Annotated in this window: 6 protein-coding genes and 1 pseudogene; all 7 read left to right on the top strand. The window is 37.2% G+C overall.

The window, feature by feature from the left end; translation table 11 throughout:
- Positions 1 to 293: 293 nt before the first annotated feature.
- A complete protein-coding gene (locus tag AABM59_RS09080; protein ID WP_338408650.1) occupies positions 294 to 467 on the top strand; it encodes an IS3 family transposase in 174 nt (57 codons plus the stop codon).
- Positions 468 to 633: 166 nt separating this feature from the next.
- Positions 634 to 1,020, top strand: coding sequence for a DUF4143 domain-containing protein (locus AABM59_RS09075; protein WP_338408649.1), 387 nt, complete (start codon positions 634 to 636; stop codon positions 1,018 to 1,020).
- A gap of 438 nt (positions 1,021 to 1,458) precedes the next feature.
- Entirely contained in the window at positions 1,459 to 2,253 is a 795-nt protein-coding gene (locus AABM59_RS09070) for a polysaccharide biosynthesis/export family protein (RefSeq protein ID WP_338408648.1), read from the top strand.
- Between the two features lie 8 nt (positions 2,254 to 2,261).
- The gene (locus tag AABM59_RS09065; RefSeq protein WP_338408647.1) at positions 2,262 to 4,676 is read left to right on the top strand and encodes a polysaccharide biosynthesis tyrosine autokinase; all 2,415 of its coding nucleotides are present in this window, start codon (positions 2,262 to 2,264) and stop codon (positions 4,674 to 4,676) included.
- A 143-nt stretch (positions 4,677 to 4,819) separates the two neighbouring features.
- A complete protein-coding gene (gene recR, locus AABM59_RS09060; RefSeq protein WP_338408646.1) occupies positions 4,820 to 5,440 on the top strand; it encodes a recombination mediator RecR in 621 nt (206 codons plus the stop codon).
- Positions 5,441 to 5,621: 181 nt separating this feature from the next.
- A complete protein-coding gene (locus AABM59_RS09055; protein ID WP_338408645.1) occupies positions 5,622 to 6,605 on the top strand; it encodes an SDR family oxidoreductase in 984 nt (327 codons plus the stop codon).
- A gap of 212 nt (positions 6,606 to 6,817) precedes the next feature.
- Positions 6,818 to 7,457: pseudogene (locus AABM59_RS09050) on the top strand (nucleotide sugar dehydrogenase); the annotation flags it as partial.

Below are 7,457 nucleotides of genomic sequence, written 5' to 3'. Positions count from 1 at the left end.
TACAAAATTAGTATGGTAAGGTCCTACTTGTTTATGGAAATAAAGTAGCCGAATCCTTATTCGAAAAAGGCTTGTGTTTGCCATCAGGTTCTAATCTTACGGATGAAGAAAGAGAAAGGATAAAAAAAGGTGTACTTGATTTTTTACTACGAGATAAAATAATTTTAATTGTACCGCTTTCTCTTTGAAAACTCGGTCGTAAATTTTTCGCATCTTTTTCATAAATTAAAAGTAAGGTTTTTATTCTTAACTTTTTATGAGGGTAAAGTTAGCAGGTCCACTTTTTTAAGACTTTGAAAACAGAACAGATTTATGGAAATAAACTTATATCAAAAGAGCAAATGGAAAGAGATATACTTGAATTTATTGAAATTTGGTACAATAGAAAAAGAAGGCATTCCGCTTTAGATTACAAAACAATTGAAGAATTCTGGAAACAGAAAAATAATTTTAAAAATGTTGCTTAACTAATACTGCGGGTTTTATTTGCATATCCAGTTGTTGAGAACTAATGAAACTCCACTAAGCAACATCCCATGAACCAACTCAAAAGCAAAACGACTCGTTACGATGGTGCTTTTTGGTAATTATATAAAATTTGTGACGATGCTTTTATGATAAAATGTGAGTTTTGTGGTGGTATATTTCTGTGCATCGGCTAAAATTATCCAACTTATTTATCCAACAACAGCAGTAGCAGTTCCCCTAATTCCAGATTTTAAGAAATCACCACGGCTGCAGTTTTTAGATACGGGTATTCTAAATTATATTTTGGGGATTAGCGCTCAAATGCTGCCTTTGCATGATTTAAGCCAAAGTTATAAAGAGGCCATTATTCCTCACGTTTTTACCCAAGAAATACTTTCGATTCAATCAAAAAAATCAGATTTGCCTCATTTTTGGGTCAGGGAAAAGAAGCAATCTTCTTCGGAAGTAGATTTGGTTTATGCTATTGATGGCAAAGTGATTCCCATTGAAATTAAATCAGGAAGTACAGGATCCTTAAAGTCGCTTCATTAATTTATTGAAAGTGCCAGCCACCCCTATGCAGTTAGAATTTACGCAGGTGAATTTCAAGTTCAAACTACAAAAACACCAAATGGAGTTCCTTATATATTAATGAATCTCCCTTATTATTTAGGTACGCTACTGCCAGAGTATTTGGATTATTTTATTAAAAATTATAGAATATAACCCGTTGCGTGCAATTATTTAAAAACCGCTGTTCGAGTGTCTTTTGTTCCGATTTTCTATCGAAAAGCACTCGAACTGACGGGAATTATCATTAATAGGTCTTCATACACGTCACTTCGAGTGCGAAGCGTATCGAGAAGTTTTGTTCTGTTTTACAATATCATTTTATAGTGATATTCAGACCAAATTTTTAAATTAGGATTAAAAATCAACACTATTAAAAGGGTTATTGTTTATATTTGCGAACTATTAAGATAAAATTATATGAAGTATTTTTCCGGATTAAAAAAAATAATCCCATTCCTTTTTGTTCTGGTATTATTTTCTTGTGCCTCTCGAAAAGAGGTAGTCTACTATCAGAATATTGACGGTATGGCTTCCCAGTCAAAGTCAAACGCCTATGAAATAAAGATTCAACCCGATGATTTGTTGATGATTATTGTCTCGGCCGATGATCCCGAAAGTGCCCTTCCTTTTAATTTAAGTACGGTTAGTGTTCCTTCAGTTTACAATTTAAATGCCTCCCGAGGACAGGAAACCATGCAGTTCTATTTAGTAGATGCTAATGGAATCATCAATTTTCCGGTATTAGGAAAATTAAAAGTAGGTGGCTTAACGCGAACTGAATTATTGGATTTATTTCAAACCAAAATAGCAAAATACATTCGAAACCCCATGATCAACCTTCGCATCATGAATTTTAAAATATCGGTACAAGGCGAAGTTACAGCACCCGGCACATATAACGTAGCTTCGGAACGAATCACGCTAACAGAAGCCTTGAGTATGGCCAAGGATTTAACCATTTACGGCAAACGAAACAACATTTTGATTATTAGAGAAATGGAAGGAGTTAAATCCTATAACCGGGTCGACATTACTAAGGCCGACTTTATCAACTCCCCTTTTTACTATCTCGCTCAGAATGACGTAATCTATGTGGAACCCAATAAAAACAGAATAAATGCTTCGGCTGTGGGCGCCAATACCGGCGTCATCATCTCCGTTAGCTCTTTATTAATTACATTAATCACAGTAATTTTCACGATAACAAAATAAATTTTTACATGGACAATATTTATAGGTCAGACGAAAATCAAGACGAAGATTTAAATTTAAGAACAATTTTAGATAAATATTTGATTCAATGGCACTGGTTTGTATTAGCGGTTGGTGTCAGCCTCATTATTGCCTATACGTATTTAAGATATACGACTCCGCAATATAAGGCTTCTACGACGGTATTAGTAAAAGACGATAGAAAAGGGGGGATGCTTTCTGAATTATCTGCCTTTGCCGATATTGGATTGGGCGGGAATTCGGTAAAAAGTAATGTCGACAATGAAATTGAGATTTTGAAGTCGAGAACCCTAGTAGAAAGTACTGTCAAGAGGTTGAAATTGAATATTGGCTTGTTTGATAAAGGGAATGTCATTACTAGCGAAATTTATGGGAACACTCCCATTACGGTAGATTTTATCAATGTGAAACCGAAATTCTTAACCCAAAAAATGGTTTTCGAATTGGTCGAGTTAACGCCTGACACCTTTACTTTAGAAAATCAATTAGCTACCGATGGTAAATCATTACTTTTAAACGAAATAAACGAATTTAAATACGGGGCACTAGTTGCAACCCAAAACGGAGATTTAATCATTACTAAATCGAAGGAGGATAAAAACCAGTTAAAGGATTTAGACAAAACGATTAGTATCGTAGTAAGTCCAATTGAAAATGTAGTCGCTAGTTTTCAAAGCCGAATAATAGTGAATCCCATTAGTAAAACGAGTAGTGTGGTGGAGCTATCTCTAACCGACCCTGTAATAAAAAAAGCAGAGGATTTTCTGAATAATTTGGTTCAAATTTACAATGATGATGCCGCAGCCGATAAAAATTTCATTTCAGAAAGCACTTCTAAATTTATTGCGAATAGATTAATATTGATAAGAGAAGAATTAGAAGGTGTTGAGCAAAATGTAGAAAGTTTTAAAAGATCGAACAACCTTACCGACATCCAATCAGAAGCCCAATTATTTATCGAAGGTTCCAACGAGTACAATAAAAAATCGGTAGAGACGGAGATTCAGTTGAACGTGGTGGCATCGATGTTGAGTTTTATGAAAAACAGTAGCAATGCTGATTTGTTGCCGCCCAATATTATTACAGGCCAGGGCGATGCTAATGCATTAATCAGTTCCTATAACCAATTGGTTTTGGAACGCAACCGGATTTCAAAATCGGCTACTGCAGCTAATCCATCGGTAATTAAATTAGATCAGCAAATGGCTTCCCTAAAATCAAACGTGGCCGAGAGCCTAGGAAGATTGCAGGCTACTTTAAACATTCAAAAAAGAAATCTGATAAGCCAAGAAGGGCTTTTGGATACTAAAATAGAAAAAATTCCAGTTCAGGAGCGCCAGTTCAGGATAATTGCTAGACAACAAAAAATAAAAGAAGAATTGTATTTGTACTTACTTCAAAAAAGGGAAGAAACCGCTATTTCATTGGCAGCAACGGCCCCAAATGCGAGAGTTGTTGATAGAGCAAAAGCTTCGAAAATTCCGGTGGCTCCTAAAAAGAATATTATTTATTTGGCTGCCTTGTTACTAGGTCTCCTTATCCCTTTCGGAATACTGTATTTAATTGATTTGTTGGATACTAAGGTAAAAACCAGATTTGATATTACGAATAAATTAAATATTCCATTCTTGGGAGATATCCCAAAATCGATGACTCCCAATGAAATAGTAACCGCTACCAGTCGTACTGGTACAGCCGAAGCCCTTCGAATTGTCAGGACAAATCTCGATTTTATGTTGAACCAAGTGCCAGAAGGTATGGCAAAAACCATATTCCTGACCTCGACAATTCCAGGAGAAGGAAAAACATTCGTGTCAGTAAACTTAGGGGCTACTTTTTCGCTTTCAGGGAAAAAAGTACTTTTAATAGGGATGGATATCAGGAATCCCAAAATTCAGGAATACACGGTAACGCCTGATAACAAGGGTTTAACCAATTATTTATCCTCTAATACTACCCCAATAAGTGATTACATTCATAAATTAAAAGGCTTTGATGGTTTGTATGTCCTTCCTGCAGGAAGTATTCCTCCTAATCCTACCGAGTTGTTGATGAATAATAAAATAGAAGAACTATTTGTTCAACTAAAAAAAGAATATGATTTTATTATTGTAGATACAGCCCCAGTGAGTTTGGTTTCAGATACCTTGCTAGTCGCTAAGCATGCTGATACTTTTGTGTATATAGTGCGTGCCAATTATTTGGATAAAAGGATGCTTAATTTAGCCGAAATCATGCACAAAGAAAATAAACTCCCTAATATGGCATTATTGCTTAATGACACCCAGTCTAAAAAAGGCTATGGCTATGGCTATGGCTATGGCTATGGCTATGGCTATGGCTATGGCTATGGGGTTGCGGAAGAAAAAAAACCTTGGTATAAGACGATCTTTAACAAATAAAAAACGAGGCTTTTGCCTCTTTTTTTATTTTATTATGATGGCGTGGAGAATACGATTATGGTATTAATAGGTTTTTTCGAATTAGAAAAATACCCCATGCCCGATACCCAGAAACGATTAAACAAATTACTACATTTGCCCTTATGGAATTTTCATCGAAACTTTTAGAAAAAGCAGTCAACGAAATGGCTCAATTACCAGGAATAGGCAAACGAACAGCCTTGCGACTGGTATTGCATTTGTTGAAACAACCTAAGGAACATACCGGATTTTTGGCACAAGCCTTGACCACCATGCGTGAAGAGGTGAAGTTTTGCATAAGCTGTCACAATATTTCCGATAGGGATGTTTGCGAGATTTGTTCGAATACAAAAAGAGAGCAGCAAATTATTTGTGTTGTCGAAGACATACGCGACGTAATGGCTATTGAGAACACAGGACAATATATTGGGATATACCACGTTTTAGGGGGGAAGATCTCGCCTATTGACGGTGTTGGTCCTAGCCAGTTGAACATTACCACCCTAGTCGAAAAAATAAAATTAGGGATTGTTGCCGAAATAATTTTTGCGTTGAGCTCCACCATGGAAGGAGATACCACTAATTTTTACATCTATAAGCAAATTCAGGATTGCGACATAATTACCTCGACAATTGCTAGAGGAATATCCGTTGGCGACGAGCTAGAATATGCCGATGAGGTGACATTGGGTAGAAGTATAGTGCAGCGGGTACCGTTTGAAAAGTCGTTTAAAAACAATTAATAAAAGATTTATTTATATTTAGTGGGATAAATAACTAAATTGGATGACTGATAAAGTGCAATTAGGGAACACTGTTTTAGGAAAGCTGTAGCGATACCACTTTTGAATAAAGACATAAAAACAATAACAAAGTTTAAAAAAAAGGGAATTCGTTAATTCGATTCTATGATGAAATAATTAAATGAATACAACAAAAAACAGTACCATCTTGATAACTGGTGGAGCAGGATTTATAGGTTCGAACCTATGCGAATATTTTTTGTCCAAGGACTACAAAGTAATATGTCTGGACAATTTTGCCACAGGACACCGACATAATTTGAAGGATTGCATGGACAATAGCAACTTTCAATTGATTGAAGGAGATATTCGCAATTTATCGGATTGCCAAAATGCGGTAAATGGGGTTGATTATGTGTTGCATCAAGCCTCTTTGGGTTCAGTACCGCGTTCACTTAAAGATCCAATTACCACCAATGAGGTGAATGTTTCCGGTTTTTTGAATATGCTTGTGGCTTCTCGCGATGCCAAAGTGAAACGATTTGTATATGCGGCCAGCTCCTCGACTTATGGAGATTCAGAAGGTTTGCCAAAAGTGGAGGACGTTATCGGGAAACCCCTTTCGCCTTATGCCATCACGAAATATGTTAACGAATTGTATGCCGAAATTTTCAGTAGAACCTATGGTATAGAAACCATTGGCTTGCGTTATTTTAATGTTTTCGGAAGGAAACAAGATCCAAAAGGAGCCTATGCCGCGGTTATTCCGAAATTCGTAATGCAGTTGATGCAGCTCGAAAGTCCACTGATAAACGGTGATGGCAATTATTCCCGTGATTTTACCTATATCGACAACGTGATTCAAATGGTCGAGTTGGCGATGACCACTACCAATCCGGACGCTATAAATACGGTTTATAATACCGCTTATGGAGACCGCAACACCTTGAATAATTTGGTGGAATACCTCAAGGAATTTTTGTCGGCGTATGACAAAAGGATAGCCCATGTTGCAATAGCCTATGGGCCTAACAGGGCGGGGGACATTCCCCATTCCTTGGCGAGCATCGACAAAGCAAAAGCATTGTTGGGCTATGATCCAAAGTTTTCCCTACAAGAAGGATTGAAAGAAGCAATAGATTGGTATTGGGAGAATTTGAAGTAGTTATCTGTTGTCCGTTGTCGGTTGTCGGTTATCTGTTGTCCGTTGTCGGTTATCGGTTATCTGTTGTCCGTTATCGGTTATCTGTTGTCGGTTATGGGTTATCGGGAGTTTAAGATAAAAGTCGGGTTATTAATAGAATAGATAATAGAGGAAATAAACAAAAATGATTCCGGAGAACAGGGAAAAGATTATTGAGAAAAGATAATAGAAAAATGAAAATTACAAAAATTTGTTGCATAGGAGCGGGATATGTTGGAGGACCGACGATGGCAGTTATTGCACAAAAATGCCCGCACATCCAGGTAACCGTAGTCGATTTGAATGCCGATCGCATTGCGGCTTGGAATGCCGAAAATGCCGATAATATTCCCATTTATGAACCGGGATTAAGCAAGGTAGTTGCCGAAGCCAGGGGAAGAAATCTTTTTTTCTCGACCGATGTCGAAAAAGCAATTGACGAAGCTCAAGTCATTTTTATATCGGTGAACACGCCTACAAAAACCTATGGAAAGGGGAAAGGAATGGCTGCCGATTTAAAGTACATAGAATTGTGCGCCAGACAAATTGCCAAAATTGCCAAAGACGACAAAATCGTGGTCGAGAAATCGACTTTGCCGGTGCGCACTGCCGAGGCCATCAAGAGTATTTTGGACAATACGGGAAATAAAGTTCAGTTCCAAATTCTTTCGAATCCGGAGTTTCTTGCCGAAGGAACTGCCGTACAGGATTTATTGAATCCTGACCGCATATTGATTGGTGGAGACGAATCCCCGGAAGGGCAAAAAGCCATCCAAGCCTTGGTGGATATCTATTTGAATTGGGTTGCTCCTGAAAAAATATTGACCACCAATG

Source organism: uncultured Flavobacterium sp. (genome assembly GCF_963925185.1).
Classification (GTDB): Bacteria; Bacteroidota; Bacteroidia; order Flavobacteriales; family Flavobacteriaceae; genus Flavobacterium.
Note: the sequence above shows the minus strand (reverse complement) of the source record. Positions and strands in the feature narration are given on the sequence as shown.